We start from the raw sequence: 19,254 nt of genomic DNA, 5'->3' as shown, positions 1-19,254 counted from the left end.
GCGACGAAATGAATCGCTGGGCACGTACAGGAAGGGAGTTTCAGCGCCCGCGAACGGGCGCGACGCTCTTTTGCAGGCCGCACGCGTCGTCGGTCGATGACGCGCGCGGTGATAGGGTCAATTCGCCGCCTGAACGCTCGCCCCGTCCCAGCCGCCGCCGATTGAGCGATACAGCGACACGACAGCGCGGGTCGAATCGCTTTGCGTGCTGCTCAGGCTGTCCCTGGCGACCAGCAGCTCACGATTGGCGTCCAGCACATCAGTGAGGGTGATGGCCCCTGATTTATAGGCCCGCTCCGACAGATCCCGCGCCCGGGTCAATGCCACGACCTCGTCGGCGAGTTCCTTGCGGCGCTCTTCGGTCTGCGCCACCGCAACCAGAGCATTTTCGACGTCTTCGCAGCCTCGGAGCACCGATTGCCGGTAGCGCGCCAGCGCCTCGGCCTGCTCGCCTTTCGCGTGGGCAACCTCGGCGTCGATCTTGCCAAAGTCGAACAACCGCCAGCGAACCAGACCGCCGATAGAAGGCTGGAAGGCCTGCGAGGTAAACAGGTGATGGCCCGTGGTGCTGTCATATCCCAGCACGCCCGACAGGGAGAGCTTTGGATAATAGTCCGCGATCGCTTCCCCTATTCGCTCGTTGGAGGCAGCAAGTTGCCGTTCCGCTGCGATGATATCGGGTCGCCTACGGAGCATGTCGGTAGGCTCCAGGCTTTGCTGCGGGGTTGGCAACGTCGGAATGTCGAGGCGGTTACCGACCAGCAGCGCCGCCCTGCCCGGCTGATTGGCCATCAACACGTCGAGGCGATTGAGCTGGGCCTCCAGCGCGATGCGCAGCAGTGGAACACTGGCTCGGGCCTGTTTGAGCAGCGCTTGGGCCTGGGCTTTGTCGCGCTCGGTGACCTCACCCAAGCGGTGCCTGACCTGGACCAGCCGTAACAGGTGTTCGTCCGTGTCGATCTGGTCGGCGGCGACCGCCAGTCGCGCCTGGTAGCCGCGGATCTGCACGTACGCGTCCGCTGCCTCCGCCACCACTGAAATGCGGGTGCCCATGTGCTCGGACTCTGCCGCCTGAGCGGTGGCCTCGGCGGCCGAAGCTCCGCGACGCAAGCCGCCCGCCACGTCCAGTTCCCAACTGGCCACCGCACCCGCCGTGAGCTCCTTCTGGTTCCTTTCGTAACCGGGAAGATTGCGGCTCAGTTCACCAAGCGGGCTTTGCAGGCTCTGCCGTTGTTTGGTAGAGGCGCCCTGAAAATCTACCGTCGGATAGAGTGCAGCCCCCGCCGCCTGAGCCGCCGCCCGGGCTTGCGCAACGCGCGCGACCGAGGCGGCCAGGTCCAGGTTCTGCGCCAACACCTGCTCGACGATCGAGACCAGTTGCGGATCGTTCGAGCCTTTCCACCAGTTGGCCAGATCGGCCTGACGTTGGCGGTCCTGTTTGTCAGCCGCTGTCGAACCACTCCCTTGGGGAGCATTAACTTGAGCATTGTGGAACGGCGCCAGCGAGGTCTCTGGCTTCACGTAATCCGGGCCGACGGAGCACCCGCCCAGCCCGGCCAACAGCGCCACACCCAGCAGGGTCGACAGCGTGCCGTTCAGCGCCGTAGGCCGCCTCACGCTATTTTCCTTCGCTGTCACCCTCGCGCCATCGGAGCGTCGATGAAGCCCGATGCCTGCGCCTGCATCGAAGGTACGGTTACTGGCCATCAACGCCTCCCATGGAAATATTTACGGATGAAGATGTAGAACGCCGGGGTGAACAGCAGCCCGAACAGCGTGACGCCCAGCATGCCGAAGAACACCGTGGTACCGAGTGACTGGCGCATTTCCGCGCCCGCCCCTGTGGCCAGGGTCAACGGCGCAACGCCAAGGATGAACGCCAGAGAGGTCATCAGAATCGGCCGCAGACGTGTCCGGGCGGCGTGCACTGCAGCTTCCATCGCAGTCGAACCTTCGTCCTGTTTCTGCTTGGCGAACTCGACGATCAGAATCGCGTTCTTCGCCGCCAGCCCGATCAGCACGATGAAGCCGATCTGCGCGAGGATATCGATTGGCATACCCCTGAGCTTCAAGCCATTGATGGCGGCCAGGATGCACATGGGCACGATCAGCACGATGGCCAACGGCAGGCGCCAGCTTTCATACTGAGCGACCAGAACCAGGAAAACGAACAGGGCCGCGGCGCCGAACACCAGCAGTGTCGGCGTTCCCTTCTGCTGCTGTTGGTAAGCCAATTCGGTCCATTCGAAGCCAATGCCCTTCGGCAGGACTTTCTGGGCCAACGCTTCCATTTTCAGCAACGCCGTCCCTGTCGCGACGCCAGGTGCGGCTGCGCCCTGGACCTCAGCGGCGGGATACAGGTTGTAACGCGGCACACGGTACGGAATCGTATTGCGCTCGACCTCGGCGACCGTGCCAATCGGCACCATTTCGCCGGCGGTGTTGCGCACTTTCAGGCGAGTGATGTCCTCCGCCGTGCCCCGGAAGCGGGAATCGGCCTGCGCCACGACCTGATAAGTCCGCCCCAGATAGTTGAAGTCGTTGACGTATTGCGAACCCAGATACACCTGCAACGTGGAAAACACGTCGGTAGGCTTCAACCCGACTTTCTCCGCCTTGAGGCGATCGATGTTGGCGAAGATCGATGGCGACCCAGCGTTGAACAAGGTGAACATGCCCACGAAATCCGGGTCTTTCCTGGCCTCAGCCACAAGTGTGTTTGCCGCGTCGGCAAGGGCCTTGGACCCCAGGCCGGCCCTGTCTTCCAGCATCAGCTTGAACCCACCGGAACTGCCGAGCCCCTGCACGGGCGGCGGTGGAATGGTCAGCACATAGGCATCCTTGATCACCGACAGGCGCTTGCGCAGGTCTGCCAACACCGACTGTGCCGTCAACCCGGGCATGTCGTGGTTGTAGAGCGATGGCAGCCCGGTAAACACCGTGCCCGCGTTGGACGCCACCGTCGAGGTGGTGGCGTCGAGCCCTACGAATGGCGCCATGTGCTCGATACCGGGCGTATCCAACGCAATATCCATGACCTGGCGTACGACCGCCTCGGTGCGGTCCAAGGAAGCACCCGGCGGCAACTGCACGATGGTAATCAGGTAACCCTGATCCTGCTCTGGAATGAAGCCGGTTGGGGTGGTGTGAAACTCGAAGCCCGCCAGGCCGATCAGGCCCACGTACACCAGCATGACCAATGCGAGGACCCTGGCCAGCCGGCGGGTGACCTGGGCGTAGCCATGCGACAACCGGTCGAACGCCCGGTTGAAGCGGCCAAACGAGGCGTCCATGAAGCGTCTCAGCGTCTTGAAACGACCGGAGTCGTGGCCCTTGTGTTTGAACAGCACCGCGCACAGCGCCGGGCTGAGCGTCAGCGACACCACGCAGGAAATGATCGTCGAAGCCGCGATGGTGACGGCGAACTGCCTGAAAAACAGACCAGAAATGCCGCTGAGAAACGCGGCCGGCACGAACACCGCGCACAACGTCAAGGCGATCGACAGCAACGCCCCGCCCACTTCATCCATGGTGTGGTGCGCAGCCGCCAGCGGGGTCATGCCTTCATGGATATTCCGCTCGATGTTTTCCACCACCACGATGGCATCGTCCACCACGATGCCCACCGCCAGCACCAGACCGAACAGCGACAGGTTATTGAGGGATATCCCGCACAAGTAGAGGACGGTGAACGAGCCGAACAGCGAAATGGGAATCGCGACCACCGGAATGATCGTCGCGCGCCAGTTCTGCAAGAACAGAAACACCACCAACACCACCAGCAGGATGGCTTCGAAGATCGTGGTGATCACCTCATCGACCGACTTGCCGATGAAGATGGTCGGGTCATAGATGATTTTGTAATCGACGCCTGCAGGAAACTCCTGTTGCAGCGTCTGCATCGTGCCGAGCACCGCATGATCGACATCCAGCGAGTTGGCACCCGGTTGCGCGTAGATCAACAGCGTGGCGGCATCCTTCTTGTCCATGAATGCCGTCGAACCGTAGTCGACCGCGCCCACCTCGACACGGCCGATATCGCCAATGCGCGTCACCCGGCCAGAGGCATCGGTCTTGACCACGATGCGCGCAAACTCGTCCGGGGTCGTCAGGCGGCCCAGCACTTCCACGTTCAGTTGATAGGCTTCACGGGTCTGGGTCGGCGGCTGATTGAGAACCCCAGCCGACACCTGCAGGTTTTGTTGCCGCAGGACTTGCAGCACCTCATCGGCGCTCAGGTCATGGGCCGCCACCTTGTCAGGATCGAGCCAGATCCGCATGGCATATTCCCGGCCGCCCTGAAACTGGACATCGCCCACGCCGGGTATGCGCGCCAGCACATCCTTGATGTGCAGCGTGGCGTAGTTGGACAGGTAAAGGGTGTCCTTGGTCCCATCGTTGGAATACAGGTGCACGGCGAGCAGGATGCTTGGCGTTGCCTTGCGCACTTGCACGCCGAGCCGCTGGACGTCCTCCGGCAGCCGCGAGATCGTGTTTTGCACACGGTTCTGCGTGAGGTTCTGCGCCAGGTTCAGGTCAGTGCCAATCCGAAAGGTGACCGTGATGGTCAGCTTGCCATCGCCCGTGGACTGGCTGCTCATGTAGATCATGTTTTCGACGCCATTGATCTGCTGCTCGAGCGGCGTGGCGACGGTCTTCGAAATGGTTTCGGCCGAAGCCCCCGGGTACGAGGTGGTCACCTGCACGGTCGGTGGAACGATCTCCGGGTATTGCGCCACCGGCAGGACGAACAGCGCGCCCAGGCCGATCAGCGTGATGAAGCAACTGACGACGACGGCAAAACGCGGTCGGTCGATGAAAAAGTGAGCTATCCGCATGTCGTCTAGTCCTTCACTTGTTCATTGTCGGCTTTGATTTCACCGTCCTTGACGTTCACCTTGGCGCCGGGCGCGGCGAACGGCAAACCGCCGATCATGACGCGGTCATTTGCGCTCAAGCCTGACTTGATGACCCGCAGACCGGCGCGCATTTCACCCACCTCGACGCCTTTGGGGGCGACCACCCCGTCGTCGCCCACGGTGAGCACGAAGAAATGAGACTGATCGGGCAGCACGGCGGCGTCCGGGACCAGCAAGGTCGGTGCAGCGGCCGCCGCGATCACCTGCACCCGCGCGAACTCGCCCGGGGTCAGCGTACTGTCCGGATTCGGCACGGTGGCACGGGCGTGGATCGTGCCGCTGGATCGGTTGAGTGCGTTATCGATGAAGTCCAGGACGCCCGGCGTGCTGTAGTCATGGCCACCATTGGGCGCAATCCGCACCTGGTCAGCCGTTTCGTCGTGACGGCTGGCCCTGAAGCGTTTGTACTGTTGGAAATCCGACTCGCTCATGTCGAAATCGAGGTAAAGCGGGTCTTGAGACACAATCGTCGCCAGCAATGTGGTGGGGCTGCCCGCTGCGCGGCTGCCAGCGACCAGATTGCCGACCGAAACATGGTGGTTGCCGATCCGGCCGGTGAAAGGCGCGACGATCTGGCAGTGGTCAAGGTCGAACTGGGCGTCTCGTATCTGTGCATTCGCATCCGCAACCGCTGCCTCGGCCTCCTGCCATTCGGACTTACGCTGTTCCATGTTCTGCACGGAACCGGCCTCGTTACGCGCCAGTTCGTCCGCTCGATGGTATTCACTCTTGGCGTAGGCCAGACGCGCAGTGGAACGTTGCAGCAGCGCCTTGGCCTGAGCCAGACGAATGTCGTAAGGCACGCGATCGATGGTGAACAGCACCGCGCCTTTCTTGACCAGTTGGCCGTCTTTGAAATGGATGCCGACCAGCGTCCCACCCACCTGCGCGCGCAACTCGACCCGGTCGACTGCGGAAAACTGCCCGAGAAATGCCAACCGGCTGTCGAGCGATTGCACCAACGGCTTGCTGGCGACCACCGTGGGAAGCGCTGGCGCGTCGTTGGCCTGCGCGTTTTCCGTGGATGGCAAGGCCAGAAGCCCGGCGCCGATCGCTGCCGAAAACAGCCCAACGCCCATCGCGGTGCGGAGCATGACCGAGTGCCGTGTCGGCGGTAACGCCTCAGCGTGTCTGTCTCTGATTTTTGCCCTTAATTTCACCACCTAGCCCCCACGTCCCCATCTGAAAAGGTTGGCCAATCACACGGATTCGCCGCTAAAACGCTGCATCGCGGGCCCACTCTTACGGGAAGCGTGGCGACGCGAACATTTTTTGATGTTACTTATCATCATAATTTAAGTAAATATGTCGATCATAATAAGAACCACGTACTGGACGTTGTCCCAAGGTCTCCGTGGGCCTTCTAAAAAGCGAAAATCAATCAGTTAAGAGGACGAGCAAGAGGCTTTGCGTGGTGGACCAACTGCCGTTTGACCTGCTCCCGGAACCACACTTCAGCAGGTTGGAGGTTTTTGCCCTCCGGCCAGATCATCGCGAAGTCGAAGGTGTCTTCAAGCTCCGGGAGCAGCGGTTCGAACACCAGACCGTCAATGTGTTCGAGCAGATGACAATCGATGCTAGACATGATCGCCACGGTGTCGGTGCCCAGCACGAGCCGGTCGATGCCATCCGGGCGAGGCAACCGCACCACGCTGTTGCGCGAGCAGCCCATCTGCAGGAGTTTTTCATCGATTTGTGTTTCGGCGCCGTTTCCGAACGGCACGATCACATGCGCACGTCTACTCAAATCAGCGGCGCTCAGAATCGCTGCGCTGTTCGTCGCGCGAACCATTACGCTGCGGCAAGGCACCAGGGTTTCCCGGGCATAGCCTTTGATTTTGGCGGGGAAGTAGCCGACCGCGAGGGAAAGGCTCGCACGATCGAGCCCAAAAGATCCGACTTCCTGGTGCTCAAGCGAAACGATCGCTTGAGGGGCTTCTGCAATGACGCCATTCAACACGCTGGTAATCAGCGACGTGGCGACGCCGCTGCTGACCGCGATGTGAAAGCGCTCCTGGCAGGTGGTCGGGACAAAGTGATTGGCCCCCTCGATGGACGCATGGATGAGGTCCAGGGCTTGCCCGATCAAGTGGGAGATCTCAACCGCCTTGGCGGTCGGTTGGACCCCATACCGCGCCCGCACGAACAAGGGATCCTGGAACAGGATCCGCAGGCGTCCCAGGGACGAACTGATGGTCGGCTGCCCCACATGCAGCCGCTGCGCGCAGCGGGAGACGTTGCGCTCATGCATCAGTGCAGCGAAAACCACCAGCAGGTTCAGGTCAATGGCATGCAAATCATCGAGCATGAGCACGCGCCTCCACGCCCATGGGGTCCCGTGATGCCGAACAGATACGCTGAACCATGCTTTCTCATCGCCATCAAAGATTACGACTATAATCATTGAGAAGCGCCGGAGATTTGTCAACGCATCTGCGCAGCGCTTCCAGGCACCCGGCCCGGCGAGGCGGCTATAATTCGCATCGCCCCGCAGCGCGAGATCATTATGAAAGTCACGAAAGAACAAAGAGAGCTGAACAAGGAAAAGATCCTGACGGCAGCGTCCCATCTCTACCGCGAACATGGAATAGAAGGTATCGGGATCGGCGAACTCTCCAAATCCGTGGGGCTTACCCACGGCGGGTTCTACCGGCAATTTCCCCAAGGCAAGGACCAACTGGTCGCCGAAGCCATCCAACGCACATTCGATGAATACTGTGAATTTTGGAGCACCCTGGCATCAGCGAGTGAGGTGGTGCACAGCTACGTCAACCATGAACACTGCCAGAGCAAGCATGACGCCTGCCCTATCCCAACGCTGGCGGCCGATGTCGCCCGGGTAGGCGGCGCGCCCCGTGAGGCCTATACACGCGGGGTCAAACGCATGGTCGAGCTGCTCATGGCAAAAAAAGGCGACCTTGTTGAAGGCACCTCGGAAAAGCAAGCGATGCAGATGCTGGCTTCGGCGGCGGGTGCCATGATCATCGCGCGGGCTTCCAGTTGCCCCGAGTTGGCTGAAAAGTTCATGGCTGCCGTGCTGGAACAGTGGGACGCGCCGTCACCCGCGCCGGAGGCGATTCGAGACTGACGCACGCGGATTGATCACGAACGCTGCAGGGAGGGGATCGTCTATGATGAGCAGACATTCATACCGGGCACCCTTGCCCTCCGTCGGAAACCCGCCATGCGCTATCTGCCACCGACCGCCAGCCTGCGTGCATTCGAGGTCGCTACGCGGCACGCCACCTTCACCTCGGCGTCCGAGGAATTGCACATCACCCAAAGCGCCGTCAGCCATCAACTCAAGCACCTCGAGAGCCTCTGGGGCTTGAAATTGTTCGAGCGCGGCAAGGCGCTGACCCTGACCCCGGCGGGCGCGGCCCTTGCGCCCATCGTGAGGGAGTTTTTCATGAACCTGGAGGCTACCCTCGCCGACCTGCGCGAGCAGAAAGGCAGGGTCAGGCTCAAGGTCAGTACCACCTATTCCTACGCACTGAAGTGGCTGTTGCCACGGCTGCCGAGCCTGGCCCAGCAACACCCCGACATCCTGGTGACGCTGGACACCACCGATGAGGCGATCAAGTTTTCGCGCACCGACCCGGACGTCGCAATCCGCCTCGGGCCAGGTCATTACCCGAACCTGTTCTCCGAGTTCCTGTTTCGCGAGCACATCTTTCCGGTGGCCAGCCCCGATCTGCTCAAGCGCTTTGGCCAGCCCCGGCAGCCGGCTGAACTGCTGCGCTACCCGCTGTTGACCCGCGATGGCGCCGACCTGGTGCCCAAATGGGAGGTGTGGTTCCAGCACGTCGGGCTGAGCGTTTCATCCCTTCAGGAAAGTGTCCGGTTCGCCGACACCAACATGACGGTGGAGGCGGCCTTGCTGGGGCAAGGCGTGGCGCTGGTTCGCAGTGGCCATGTGGAGGCGCAGATTGCCGATGGCAGCCTGGTTAGGTTGTTCGACGTGCCATTCCCCTCCCCGGTCGCTTACTACTTCGTCTGCCCGAAAGGCATTGAAGCGCAGCCTCATATCGTCAGCTTCCGCCAATGGTTGAGCGAACAATCGGCCGAGGCCCAGCGTGCGTACGGCTGAGGTCCTGAGCATGAGCTTTTGTTCATGATCGGATGAAGAGACTTCGCTGTCATGGCGCTGGGTCATCGGCCTAACATGGCCCATGCCTATTCATATTATCTCCCTTGTTCTGTTCGCCGCCGTGCTGCACGCCAGCTGGAATGCCCTGCTCCGTGCGGTAGGCGACCGGCTTTGGTCAATGACCATCATGTGCGTGGCGGTGGCCGGTGCCAGCGTCGTCGGCGCGTTATTCATGGCGGCGCCTGCGGCGGCGAGCTGGCCGTATGCGGTCCTCTCGGCCGTGCTGCATGTCGGGTACAACCTGTTTCTGGTGCGCAGCTACCGCTTGGGTGATCTGGGTCAAACCTATCCCGTCGCACGGGGGTGCTCGCCCATTCTGATCACCCTGGGCGCGGCGCTGTTCGCCGGGGAGCATGTCGAGGCGAGCGCCTTGATGGGCATCGGTCTGATTTCGGCAGGCATCATCGCACTGGCCCTGAGCAAGGGCCGTCTCGCCGTTCCCGGCCTGCCTTACGCGGTCGGAACGGGTGTGTTCATCGCGGCCTACAGCGTGACCGACGGCATCGGCGCGCGTCTGTCGGGGGCTCCGATGGCGTACACCTTGTGGATGTGCGCGCTGTGGGGGGTGATGATGCCGGCGGTCTACATTGGCCTGCGGGGCGTCCGCAGCCTGGTGACGCCTCGTCCGGGCTTCCTCACCGCCATCGCCGGCGGCCTGGTGTCCCTCCTGGCGTACAGCACCATCATTTATGCCATGTCTTGGGCGCCCATGGGGGCGGTATCGGCGCTGCGCGAAACCAGCGTGGTGTTTGCCGCATTGATTGGCTATTTCTTCCTGGGAGAAAGCTTGACCGTCAGGAAACTGCTGGCCTGCGCCGTCATCGCCCTGGGCACCATCGTCATGGGCTGACCGCCTGGCGCAGGCGGTCGCCCGACTTGAAAGCAATTTCATCGCATGAGGGTTCACACCATGGACACTGCTTCACAAGCCCCTTTGATTCTGATCACCGGCGGCAGCCGTGGCGTCGGTGCCGCCACGGCGCGACTGGCGGCCGCCCAGGGTTACGACGTGGTCATCAGCTTCGTGGCCGATGAGCCTGCGGCCGCAAGCGTCGTGGCTGATGTGCAAGCGATGGGCCGCCGTGCGCTGGCCGTGCGTGCAGACAGCGCCGACCCCGAGCAGGTCGCGCAGTTGTTCGCGACGATCGATCAACAGTTCGGACGCCTGGATGTGTTGGTGAATAACGCGGCGGTGTTGGCGCGCCAGTCGCGCGTGGAAGACCTGAGCCCCGAACGGATGCAGCGCATCTTCGCCGTCAATGCCATCGGCCCCATGCTGTGTGCACAACAGGCGATCAAGCGCATGTCGTATCGGCATCAAGGCCGAGGCGGTTCAGTGGTCAATGTTTCCTCGGCTTCCGCGCGGCTGGGCAGCCCGAACGAATACGTCGACTACGCGGCCTCCAAGGGCGCACTGGAAACCTTCACCATCGGCCTGGCCAAGGAAGTGGCACGCGAGGGGATTCGCGTCAACGGCCTGCGCCCCGGGCACATCTACACCGACATGCACGCCAGCGGTGGCGAGCCCGGACGCGTGGACCGCATCAAGGACACCATTCCCATGGGCCGTGGCGGCCAACCCGAAGAAGTGGCACGGGCGATCTTGTGGCTGGCCAGCGCTGAGGCGTCGTTCACCACCGGGACCTTCCTGGACGTGACCGGCGGCAAGTGAGCGATGCGCCGGTTGGCGTTCACGCCCCCGGGAACACCGGCTCGCCCAGATTGAGCATCAGACGGTTGGCCCACGCGAAAATGGAAATGGCGTGTATCAAGTCAAGGATCTGCCCATCGTCCAGACCCTTGCGCACGCGCACGTCATGCAGCGGGTTTTCGGCCAGCGGCTTGCCAGCGTTGTCACGGATGAATTCGTTCGGCCCCTCGCGGAAGCTTGGCTGAATGATCAGCGCGCGCAGCCACTGATAGGCAAAGACGTTGACGTTGGGCGTCTTGCGCAGACGCTCGACGTCGGTCGGCGAGACCTTGGCCTGCACCGATTCCAACGTGCGTGTGCCACCGGCGTAGGACGCCACGCTGCCCGGCACATTAAGGGTGCTGGGGGCGGTCGAGCACCGCGTCCACCGGACCTTGCTCGACGATACGTCCGGCGTACATCACTGCCACATCGTCTGCCAGGCCCGCGACGACCGACAGGTCGTGGGTAATCCAGATCAGCGAAGTGCCTCGCTCGCGTACCAGTTTCTGCACTTCGCTGAGGATTTGCTCCTGGATGGTCACGTCCAGTGCCGTGGTGGGCTCGTCGGCGATGATCAAATCCGGCGAGTGCAACAAGGCGATGGCGATCGCCACACGCTGGCGCATCCCGCCCGACAGCTGATGAGGATAGGCGCGCAGGCGTTCCTCCGGGCTCGGAATGCCCATCGCCGCCAGGGTCCGAGCAGCGAGCTGCCGAGCCTCGCGCTTGTTCAACGGCCCGTGCGCACGCACGGCTTCGATCATTTGCGTGTCAACCCTCAGCACCGGGTTGAGGGTCATCATCGGGTCCTGGAAGATCATGGCGATGCGGTTGCCCTGCAGCTCACGCAATTGGGCCGGTGCAAGGCCAATGAGGTCGCGGCCCTTGAACAGCACTTGCCCGTCGCTGATGCGCCCGGGCGCATCCACCAACCCCAGGATCGAAAATCCGGTCACCGACTTGCCCGAACCGGACTCCCCCACCAGCCCCAGCACGCGGCCGGGCTGCACGCGCAGCGATACGTCACGCACGGCCGGCAGCAGGCCAGCGCGGGTATGAAAGGTGGTGCACAGGTTGCGCACCTCGAGGGTCGGCGGCGTCACGTTCGAGGATTCCAACAGGCTCATAGCTGCAACCTCGGGTTCAGAACGTCGCGCAGCCGGTCACCGACCAGGTTGATCGCGACGATGGTGATCAGCAATGCCAGCCTCGGCAAGAGGCTGATCCAGAACTCGCTGGTGAGCATGTCTTACCACCATCCGTTTATCGGGGTTAGATTCGGGATAGTTGCGAATGACCACATGACCATCGGCGTTAACTTTAAGCCTATAAAAAGTCAGGAATTTCTAGTTCCGATTCTCGCTCCCATTTCGTCGAGCGTGGGCTGTCTCGGCGCTGCCGATGGGACATTTCGGGCAGATTCTTTTAGTGGGTGAAGGAATAGTTCGATTTGGCAAGCGTCATAGGTGGGTATGCTGAAATTCAGCAGCCATGCGTATATCGATCGCCATCTGCAGGTGATCGACATGATTATTTCAAGCGGCTGACTTTGTCTCCGCGCCCCTTATTCAACCAGCCCAAATGGTGGAGAAATTTATGTTTAAGAAGCTTGCTGTTTCCCTAAGTTGCATCGTTGCTGCGCTGTGCGTGAGTGGTGCGGTCTATGCCAAACCGGTGAACAACATTGTGTTGGTTCATGGTGCGTACGCCGACGGCTCTGGTTGGAAAGCCGTCAGCGATGTCCTCACCAAGGACGGGTATCAAGTCAGTATTGTTCAGGAGCCAGAGACTTCGCTCGAGGACGATGCCGCGGCAACTCGACGCATAATCGCTCTTCAAGATGGCCCAGTCATTCTTGTTGGCCATAGTTACGGCGGTATTGTAATTAGCGATGCGGGTAATGATCAGAAGGTGCAGGGTTTGGTTTATGTCGCTGCCCTGATGCCGGATGCAGGCGAATCTATTCCTAGTTTGGTCAAAAGCAAACCATTGGCAACCAACAATGTTATCCCGATTGGTAATGGCTTTCAGATCCTGAATCCTAAGTCTTTTGCTCAGGACTTCGCAGCCGATCTGCCGCCAGAGCAAGCAGCGTTTATGGCAAAGTCTCAGGTTCCGATTGCTGCCAAAGCGCTTAACACATCCATCACACAGGCAGCATGGCATAGCGAGCCCAGCTGGTATGCTGTTGCAACAGAGGACCACAAAATCAATCCCGATTTGGAGCGATATATGGCCGCCCGAGCGGGGAGCAAAACCGTAGAGATAAAGGGTAGCCACGCGGTCTACGTCTCCCAGCCCGAAGCAGTGGCGAAGCTCATCGAAGAAGCGGCGAACGGTAGCAGCAAATAGTTTCGCGTGTAATTCGAAAGCCTGCTGTGCGCTGAGTACTCAGTGCGCAGCATCCAGATCACTGCAGAAAGATGAGCCGATGAAGCAGATGACCGTTGCCGATGCTTTACGCCGGCAAGCGCAAAACCGTTGGCGATCAGCAGGCCCAGTGAAGGCTCGGTGACCGGCACGCTAAGGCCGAGGAACTAGAGCGTCGCCTCGAGTGTGATCGCCCGGGCAATCTCCGATGATTGCCACCTCCAGCACGGGCATCGGCTGATCGACCACGGGAATGTCTGTTCGGCCAGGACTTCCAGCGAGAGCACCTCGTGGCGAGCCAAGGCCGAGTCCGCCGGCAGCACTGCCACGCAAGGCGCTTCGCCGATCCAGTGGATATCGAGGCCACGGTGCTCGAGTGGCAGGCTCACGGCACCCAAGTCCATGGTTTTGCAAAGCACGGCCTGCACCACGTTTTCCGGCGACATGCTCTGCAGTTGGATCTGCTGCGGATGCAGGGTCGCCGGCAAGCGTGCCAAAGCCGCGGGCAACAAACCGGCAGCCAGCGCCGAGATGGCCACCAGCTTGATGTGATGATTTTCCTCTTGAGTGATCGATTGCGCCCGCTGGCGGATGTTGCGGATGCCCAGCAAGGCGCTTTCGACCTCGCCGTACATCATGAACGCCTTCTGTGTCGGCGTGACCTTCGGGCCGCTGCGTTCGAACAGGCAAACCCAGCTCTTGCTCGAGTTCCTGAATCACCCGCGTCAACGAGGGCTGGGATCGACCCAGCATCTTTCCCGCCGCCGTCACACTGCCGGCCGACATCACGGTCGCAAAGGCTTCCAGTTGACGCAGATCCATACGCTCGCCTTACACATGTCAAATCGAATGACGGAGCGTAAAGCACCCGGCACAGCGGCGAAAGTCTAAACCGCGCCTTGCGTGTCGCGTCCGCGCGCGAGAACATGGGCGCCCTGTTCTCGCTCTGCCTCCGGCCCCATGCCCGCGCCTTCCCATCCGCATCCGCTGTTTGAAACCTATGCCCGCTTCGGCGAACTCAACTTCAGTTCGCTCAAAACAGAACTGCCCGCCATCACCGATTACCTGGCGGCGTTTCCCCCCGACCAGCAGGCCGTCGAAGGCTATCGCGCCGTGCGCAGCTTCTTGAAGTCATACGCTGGCAACGAATCGACCTTCAACGCCTACCGCACCCACGTCGAGCGCTTGCTGCTGTGGACGATGATCAAGGCCCGCATCCCCTTGCTCGAACTGCGCCGTACCCACGCCGAGGATTTTCTGGAGTTCTGTCTCGCGCCGGATCCGGCGTGGGTCGGCCCGGTGGTCAAATCCCGTTTCAACCGGATCGGTGCGCGCAAGAAGACTGCCACCGACACTTATGTGCTCAACCCTCAATGGCGGCCATTCAGCCAGTCTGCGTCCAAGGAAGAGCGCAAACGGGCCAAAGAAGAGAACCGCGCGTTGATCCAGGAACACTACAAGCCCGCTCAGGGGTCCATCGCGCAGATTTTCGCCGTGTGTGGCAGCTTCTTTCAGCACGCCATCGATGAGGGCTTCTGCGAGCACAACCCTTTCCGCGCGGTCAAGCAGAAAAGCAAGTACAAGCAACGCACCACCGGCGATCAGGACACGCGCATCCTGACTTCACTGCAATGGGATTTCGTGCTCGAGACAGCTGAGCAAATGGCCGCTCAAGACCCTATACACGAACGGACGCTGTTCATCGTGGCGACTATTTTCGCCATGTATCTGCGCGTGTCGGACCTGGTGGGCCGAGACAACTGGACCCCGACCATGGGCGACCTGCGCCAGGATGGCGCGGGGAACTGGTGGTACCACGTGGTGGGCAAAGGCAATAAGGCCGGAAAGATCAGCGTACGGGACGACTACGTCGAGCACTACCTGAAGCGCTGGCGCGTGCACCAGGGGCTGTCGCCGTTGCCGGGGTTCCGGGAGGCCACGCCATTGATCGCCACCCATCGCGGTCGGGCCGGCCTGTCTGACCGGCACATTCGGGTGTTGCTGCAGGCGGTGTTCGACCGCGCACTGGAGCGCATGCTCGCCGAAGGCTGGTCGGACGAAGACGTGAGCCGATTGCGCGCGGCATCGCTGCACTGGCTGCGCCACACCTCGGCCACCTTCGATGCGCCGCACCGCGACATGAAAGACCTTCAGGTCGACCTGCGCCACAACAGCCTCAGCACCACGCAGAACGTGTACTACAACTCGGAAGATGAAAAACGCGCCTACTCGATCAAGCGCCTGCCCATGAAAGAACGCACCTGAGGCCTGTCGGAAAATCTAGCGGGTCGCGAGGCCATGGTCGGTGTTGCGCCCCCTGCCCCCCTGCGACGTGTTTCGCCACTCACGCGCACCTTCGCGGTGCACATTCTGACCGCGCTGCTGTCCATCCTGTATCTCTCAGTGCGTGAGGTCTTGTCATGTCAGCCATTTCCCGCCCCGCCGTCCTCGAATTGATCGGCAACACGCCTCTGGTTCGCGTTAGCCGGATGGATACGGGCCTGTGCACCCTGTTTCTCAAGCTCGAATCCCAGAACCCTGGCGGATCGATCAAGGACCGTGTCGGCCTGGCGATGATCGACGCTGCCGAGCGGGACGGCCGTCTCAAACCCGGGGGCACCATCGTAGAAGCGACAGCGGGCAATACCGGCCTCGGCCTGGCACTGGTCGGCCGCGCCAAGGGTTACCGCGTGGTGCTGGTGGTGCCGGACAAGATGTCCACGGAAAAGGTGCTGCACCTCAAGGCCATGGGGGCTGAAGTCCACATCACTCGGTCCGATGTCGGCAAAGGCCATCCTGAGTATTATCAGGACGTCGCTGCCCGGCTGGCGAAGGACATTCCAGACGCATTCTTTGCCGACCAGTTCAACAACCCGGCCAACCCCCTGGCGCACGAAACCAGCACCGCGCCGGAGATCTGGGCACAGACCCAGCATGACCTGGACGCCATCGTCGTCGGGGTCGGCTCCGCAGGCACGCTCACCGGGCTGACGCGTTTCTTCAAACGCGTGCAACCGGACCTGGAAATGGTACTCGCCGATCCCGAGGGCTCGGTGGTGGCGGAATACAGCCGCAGCCGGACGCTGCCCACCCCCGGTTCCTGGGCCGTGGAGGGCATCGGCGAAGACTTCATCCCCTCCTTCACCGACCTGTCCACGGTAGGGCATGCCTACTCCATCAGCGATGAGGACAGCTTCGAACACGCCCGGCAATTGCTGCGCAGCGAAGGCATTCTGGGAGGCTCCTCCACCGGAACCCTGCTGGCGGCCGCCTTGCGCTACTGTCGCGAACAGACCACGCCGAAGCGGGTGGTCAGCTTCGTCTGTGACACCGGCACGCGCTATTTGTCGAAGGTCTACAATGACCAATGGATGACTGACCAAGGCTTGCTGCAGCGCAGGAAATACGGCGACCTGCGCGATTTGATCGCCCGCCGCTTCGAGGATGGGCGGGTCATCAGCGTCGGGCCGGACGATACCCTGCTCACCGCCTTTCAGCGCATGCGCCTGGCAGACGTCTCGCAATTGCCGGTACTGGTCGATGGGCAGCGGCTGGCCGGGGTGATCGATGAATCCGATATCCTGATCGGCATGCATCAGGACCCGGCACACTTCCGCACGGCCGTGGCGGATGCGATGACCGACAAGCTGGAAACCCTGCCGCCCGAGGCGAGCCTGGCCCGTCTTCAGGACATTCTGGACCGTGGCCTGGTGGCCATTGTCGCCGACGCCACTGGCTTTCACGGCCTGATTACCCGGGTCGACTTGCTCAACCACCTGCGGAGGTCCCTCCCATGACTCAGCACGACGATACTCATCCGTCCCATGGCTTCGCCACGCGGGTCATCCATGCGGGCCAGACGCCGGACCCGACGACCGGCGCATTGATGCCGCCGATCTACGCCAACTCCACTTACCTGCAAGACAGCCCGGGTGTTCACAAGGGTTTCGATTACGGGCGTTCCCACAACCCCACCCGATTCGCGCTCGAGCGCTGCGTCGCCGACCTGGAGGGCGGCACTCAAGCATTTGCCTTTGCGTCGGGGTTGGCAGCCATTTCATCGGTGCTCGAATTGCTGGACGCCGGCGCCCATGTGCTGTCCGGTGATGACCTCTACGGTGGCACGTTCCGCCTCTTTGACAAAGTCCGCAAACGCAGCGCCGGCCATCGCTTCAGCTTCGTCGACATGACGGACCTCGGCGCATTCGAGGCGGGCCTTCAGGACGATACCCGGATGATCTGGGTTGAAACACCGAGCAATCCGCTGCTGCGTCTTACCGACCTGGCCGCCATCGCACGGATATGCCGTGACCGGGACATCCTCTGCGTCGCCGACAACACCTTCGCCAGCCCGTGGATTCAGAATCCTTTGGCCCTGGGCTTCGACATTGTCGTGCACTCCACCACCAAGTACCTCAACGGCCATTCGGACGTGATCGGCGGCATTGCGGTGGTTGGAGACAACCCGGAACTCGCGGAGCGGCTGGGCTTCCTGCAGAACTCAGTCGGTTCGATCGCCGGTCCTTTCGACGCGTTTCTGACACTGCGCGGCGTGAAAACCCTGGCGCTGCGCATGGAACGGCATTGCAGCAACGCGTTGGCCATCGCGCAGTGGTTGGAACGCCAACCTCAGGTGGCGAAGGTCTACTACCCCGGCCTGCCCTCGCACCCTCAGCACGCCTTGGCGTCTCGGCAGATGCGCGGGTTTGGCGGGATGATTTCCCTGGATCTGAACACTGACCTGGCCGGCACCCGACGTTTTCTGGAACGTGTCGAACTGTTCGCCCTCGCCGAAAGCCTCGGCGGTGTCGAAAGCCTGATCGAACACCCGGCGATCATGACCCATGCCAGCATTCCGCCGGAAAACCGCGCAAGGTTGGGCATCGGCGATTCGCTGGTGAGGTTGTCGGTGGGCATCGAAGACGTCGGCGACCTGCGGGCGGATTTGGCTCAGGCGCTGGAGGCGGTCTGATGGGATGGTTCCCGGAAAGGGGCTAGCCACTATTGTTTCGCGATACGCAACACTGTCTTGCCGAAACAGAGGTGGCCGAGATTCAGATAGGTTGCTAACGTTTTACCTGTCAAATCCGCCGATTTGATGGATGTCCTTCAAGCCGCGACCCCGTCCGAGATAACGGGCTTGCGGCTTTTTTATTGCCCGCACGCCCATGGCGCACGCAACGCCTTCGGTCAGAAGTTGGCCGGTGTGTTGGCGCTGATGATTTCCGCTTCGTCCTGGCCGATGTTACGGAAGCTGTGGGGCAAGGTCGTCGGGAAATAGTAGCCGTCACCCGGATTGAGGATGCTGATCTGGCCGTCCACCGTCAGCTCGATGGTGCCACGGGTGACCAGCCCGCACTCCTCGCCCTGGGCATGCACGATGGGCTCATCGCCGGAACTGGCACCGGGTGCATATTGCTCGCGCAACATACGCATCTGACGACCGGGCAGCGAGGCGCCGATCAGCAGCATGCGCAATCCGTCACGCCCCAGGTCTGGTTGTTCCCCGGCCCGGAATATGTGGCGCTGATCCTGAGGCGGCTGATCGAAGGAAAAGAAGTCAGCCAAGGTCATGGGAAACCCTTCCAGCAATTTTTTCAGCGAACTGACCGAGGGACTGACGCGATTCAATTCGATCAGAGAAATGGTGCCATTGGCGACACCGCTGCGCCTGGCCAGCTCCCGCTGGGACATCTTGTAACTTTCCCGCACTAGCTTGAGTCGTGACCCCGTATCCATGACTGCCCTTTGTGAAATGAGGGATCGAGGGCGTTGTCGCAGGCCGCATGCTGCGTGCGCCGCCGTCCTCGGTTTGAGTAGCGGTGATTAGAGCACGTTTGTGCGCACTCACCTATACGGCCAGGCGACACATCGGCACGGCACCGCGCGGGCGCGTCACTGGGCCATACGCCTTCCTCGCGAAAACGCCTTAGCCCATCGAACGCCCCTTCCCGAAGGCCGGTCGTGGTTCGAACCAATGACCGTTCGTCGCTCATTTTTAAATAGGAATCAGTTATAAATGGGTTTTCACAAACCTTTCACGTCTCAAGGTTCAATCTGCATCTACTCCTTTTGATCCTCTTTAAGCCCGTCTTCCCCAGCGGGCTTTTTTCTGCCTGGCG

Annotated in this window: 14 protein-coding genes and 4 pseudogenes; 8 read left to right on the top strand and 10 right to left on the bottom strand. The window is 61.5% G+C overall.

Going from position 1 to position 19,254, the window contains the following annotated elements; translation table 11 throughout:
- Nucleotides 1-117: 117 nt before the first annotated feature.
- The 4 genes from N5D61_RS02015 to N5D61_RS02000 form a co-directional block, all read right to left on the bottom strand.
- Nucleotides 118-1,617, bottom strand: a complete 1,500-nt coding sequence (locus N5D61_RS02015; RefSeq protein ID WP_279890396.1) for an efflux transporter outer membrane subunit — start codon at nt 1,615-1,617, stop codon at nt 118-120.
- Between the two features lie 89 nt (nt 1,618-1,706).
- Nucleotides 1,707-4,838 carry a multidrug efflux RND transporter permease subunit gene (locus tag N5D61_RS02010; RefSeq protein WP_279890394.1) on the bottom strand — a complete coding sequence of 1,044 codons (3,132 nt, stop codon included), beginning with the start codon at nt 4,836-4,838 and terminating at the stop codon, nt 1,707-1,709.
- A gap of 5 nt (nt 4,839-4,843) precedes the next feature.
- Nucleotides 4,844-6,013 carry an efflux RND transporter periplasmic adaptor subunit gene (locus tag N5D61_RS02005; RefSeq protein ID WP_279890392.1) on the bottom strand — a complete coding sequence of 390 codons (1,170 nt, stop codon included), beginning with the start codon at nt 6,011-6,013 and terminating at the stop codon, nt 4,844-4,846.
- 287 nt (nt 6,014-6,300) lie between these two features.
- Nucleotides 6,301-7,446, bottom strand: a complete 1,146-nt coding sequence (locus N5D61_RS02000; protein ID WP_279890390.1) for a LysR family transcriptional regulator — start codon at nt 7,444-7,446, stop codon at nt 6,301-6,303.
- On the opposite strand from N5D61_RS02000, the gene N5D61_RS01995 reads away from it, so the two are divergent.
- The 4 genes from N5D61_RS01995 to N5D61_RS01980 all read left to right on the top strand — a co-directional run bounded on the left by N5D61_RS01995 (nt 7,426) and on the right by N5D61_RS01980 (nt 10,741).
- Nucleotides 7,426-8,007 (top strand): TetR/AcrR family transcriptional regulator, encoded by a 582-nt coding sequence (locus N5D61_RS01995; RefSeq protein WP_279890389.1) that lies wholly within the window; start codon nt 7,426-7,428, stop codon nt 8,005-8,007. The two genes, N5D61_RS02000 and N5D61_RS01995, sit on opposite strands and share 21 nt — an antisense overlap.
- A gap of 96 nt (nt 8,008-8,103) precedes the next feature.
- A complete protein-coding gene (gene gcvA / locus N5D61_RS01990; RefSeq protein ID WP_108236550.1) occupies nt 8,104-9,009 on the top strand; it encodes a transcriptional regulator GcvA in 906 nt (301 codons plus the stop codon).
- A gap of 82 nt (nt 9,010-9,091) precedes the next feature.
- Complete coding sequence (locus N5D61_RS01985; protein WP_279890388.1) at nt 9,092-9,919, top strand: DMT family transporter; 828 nt, start codon at nt 9,092-9,094, stop codon at nt 9,917-9,919.
- A 60-nt stretch (nt 9,920-9,979) separates the two neighbouring features.
- Entirely contained in the window at nt 9,980-10,741 is a 762-nt protein-coding gene (locus N5D61_RS01980) for an SDR family oxidoreductase (protein WP_279890386.1), read from the top strand.
- A 127-nt stretch (nt 10,742-10,868) separates the two neighbouring features.
- Here the strand turns inward: N5D61_RS01980 and N5D61_RS01975 are convergent.
- From N5D61_RS01975 to N5D61_RS01965, 3 genes and pseudogenes are all read right to left on the bottom strand, one after another.
- Nucleotides 10,869-11,051 (bottom strand): annotated as a pseudogene (locus N5D61_RS01975) (ABC transporter substrate-binding protein); the annotation flags it as partial.
- A 64-nt stretch (nt 11,052-11,115) separates the two neighbouring features.
- Nucleotides 11,116-11,889 (bottom strand): annotated as a pseudogene (locus N5D61_RS01970) (ABC transporter ATP-binding protein); the annotation flags it as partial.
- Nucleotides 11,886-12,008, bottom strand: coding sequence for a hypothetical protein (locus tag N5D61_RS01965; protein ID WP_279890539.1), 123 nt, complete (start codon nt 12,006-12,008; stop codon nt 11,886-11,888). The pseudogene N5D61_RS01970 and the gene N5D61_RS01965, both read right to left, overlap by 4 nt.
- A 350-nt stretch (nt 12,009-12,358) precedes the next feature.
- Between N5D61_RS01965 and N5D61_RS01960 the strand changes: the two genes are divergently transcribed.
- Nucleotides 12,359-13,114 carry an alpha/beta hydrolase gene (locus tag N5D61_RS01960; RefSeq protein ID WP_279890384.1) on the top strand — a complete coding sequence of 252 codons (756 nt, stop codon included), beginning with the start codon at nt 12,359-12,361 and terminating at the stop codon, nt 13,112-13,114.
- A 122-nt stretch (nt 13,115-13,236) separates the two neighbouring features.
- Here the strand turns inward: N5D61_RS01960 and N5D61_RS01955 are convergent.
- Together N5D61_RS01955 and N5D61_RS01950 are read right to left on the bottom strand one after the other, a co-directional pair.
- A pseudogene (locus N5D61_RS01955) lies at nt 13,237-13,344 on the bottom strand (ABC transporter permease); the annotation flags it as partial.
- A gap of 42 nt (nt 13,345-13,386) precedes the next feature.
- Nucleotides 13,387-13,954 (bottom strand): annotated as a pseudogene (locus tag N5D61_RS01950) (LysR family transcriptional regulator); the annotation flags it as partial.
- Nucleotides 13,955-14,092: 138 nt separating this feature from the next.
- Here N5D61_RS01950 and N5D61_RS01945 point away from each other — a divergent pair.
- From N5D61_RS01945 to N5D61_RS01935, 3 genes are all read left to right on the top strand, one after another.
- Complete coding sequence (locus tag N5D61_RS01945) at nt 14,093-15,397, top strand: site-specific integrase (RefSeq protein ID WP_279890382.1); 1,305 nt, start codon at nt 14,093-14,095, stop codon at nt 15,395-15,397.
- Between the two features lie 155 nt (nt 15,398-15,552).
- Entirely contained in the window at nt 15,553-16,929 is a 1,377-nt protein-coding gene (locus N5D61_RS01940; protein ID WP_279890380.1) for a cystathionine beta-synthase, read from the top strand.
- Nucleotides 16,926-18,104, top strand: coding sequence for a cystathionine gamma-synthase (locus N5D61_RS01935; RefSeq protein ID WP_279890379.1), 1,179 nt, complete (start codon nt 16,926-16,928; stop codon nt 18,102-18,104). The genes N5D61_RS01940 and N5D61_RS01935 overlap by 4 nt, the downstream gene beginning before the upstream one ends.
- Before the next feature lie 218 nt (nt 18,105-18,322).
- On the opposite strand, the gene N5D61_RS01930 is transcribed toward N5D61_RS01935, so the two are convergent.
- Nucleotides 18,323-18,871 carry a cupin domain-containing protein gene (locus N5D61_RS01930; RefSeq protein WP_108236543.1) on the bottom strand — a complete coding sequence of 183 codons (549 nt, stop codon included), beginning with the start codon at nt 18,869-18,871 and terminating at the stop codon, nt 18,323-18,325.
- Between the last annotated feature and the right edge of the window lie 383 nt (nt 18,872-19,254).

The sequence above is a fragment of the Pseudomonas sp. GD03842 genome (assembly GCF_029841165.1).
Taxonomy (GTDB): domain Bacteria; phylum Pseudomonadota; class Gammaproteobacteria; order Pseudomonadales; family Pseudomonadaceae; genus Aquipseudomonas.
Note: the sequence above shows the minus strand (reverse complement) of the source record. Positions and strands in the feature narration are given on the sequence as shown.

What these genes read in the sequence shown, in the direction of transcription:
- N5D61_RS01985 (WP_279890388.1), top strand. Translation starts at nt 9,092, where the DNA reads ATGCCTATTCATATTATCTCCCTTGTTCTGTTCGCCGCCGTGCTGCAC.
- N5D61_RS01980 (WP_279890386.1), top strand. Translation starts at nt 9,980, where the DNA reads ATGGACACTGCTTCACAAGCCCCTTTGATTCTGATCACCGGCGGCAGC.
- N5D61_RS01960 (WP_279890384.1), top strand. Translation starts at nt 12,359, where the DNA reads ATGTTTAAGAAGCTTGCTGTTTCCCTAAGTTGCATCGTTGCTGCGCTG.
- N5D61_RS01995 (WP_279890389.1), top strand. Translation starts at nt 7,426, where the DNA reads ATGAAAGTCACGAAAGAACAAAGAGAGCTGAACAAGGAAAAGATCCTG.
- N5D61_RS02010 (WP_279890394.1), bottom strand. Translation starts at nt 4,838, where the DNA reads ATGCGGATAGCTCACTTTTTCATCGACCGACCGCGTTTTGCCGTCGTC.
- N5D61_RS01965 (WP_279890539.1), bottom strand. Translation starts at nt 12,008, where the DNA reads ATGCTCACCAGCGAGTTCTGGATCAGCCTCTTGCCGAGGCTGGCATTG.
- N5D61_RS02005 (WP_279890392.1), bottom strand. Translation starts at nt 6,013, where the DNA reads ATGCTCCGCACCGCGATGGGCGTTGGGCTGTTTTCGGCAGCGATCGGC.
- N5D61_RS01930 (WP_108236543.1), bottom strand. Translation starts at nt 18,871, where the DNA reads ATGGATACGGGGTCACGACTCAAGCTAGTGCGGGAAAGTTACAAGATG.
- N5D61_RS01945 (WP_279890382.1), top strand. Translation starts at nt 14,093, where the DNA reads ATGCCCGCGCCTTCCCATCCGCATCCGCTGTTTGAAACCTATGCCCGC.
- gcvA (WP_108236550.1), top strand. Translation starts at nt 8,104, where the DNA reads ATGCGCTATCTGCCACCGACCGCCAGCCTGCGTGCATTCGAGGTCGCT.
- N5D61_RS01940 (WP_279890380.1), top strand. Translation starts at nt 15,553, where the DNA reads ATGTCAGCCATTTCCCGCCCCGCCGTCCTCGAATTGATCGGCAACACG.
- N5D61_RS01935 (WP_279890379.1), top strand. Translation starts at nt 16,926, where the DNA reads ATGACTCAGCACGACGATACTCATCCGTCCCATGGCTTCGCCACGCGG.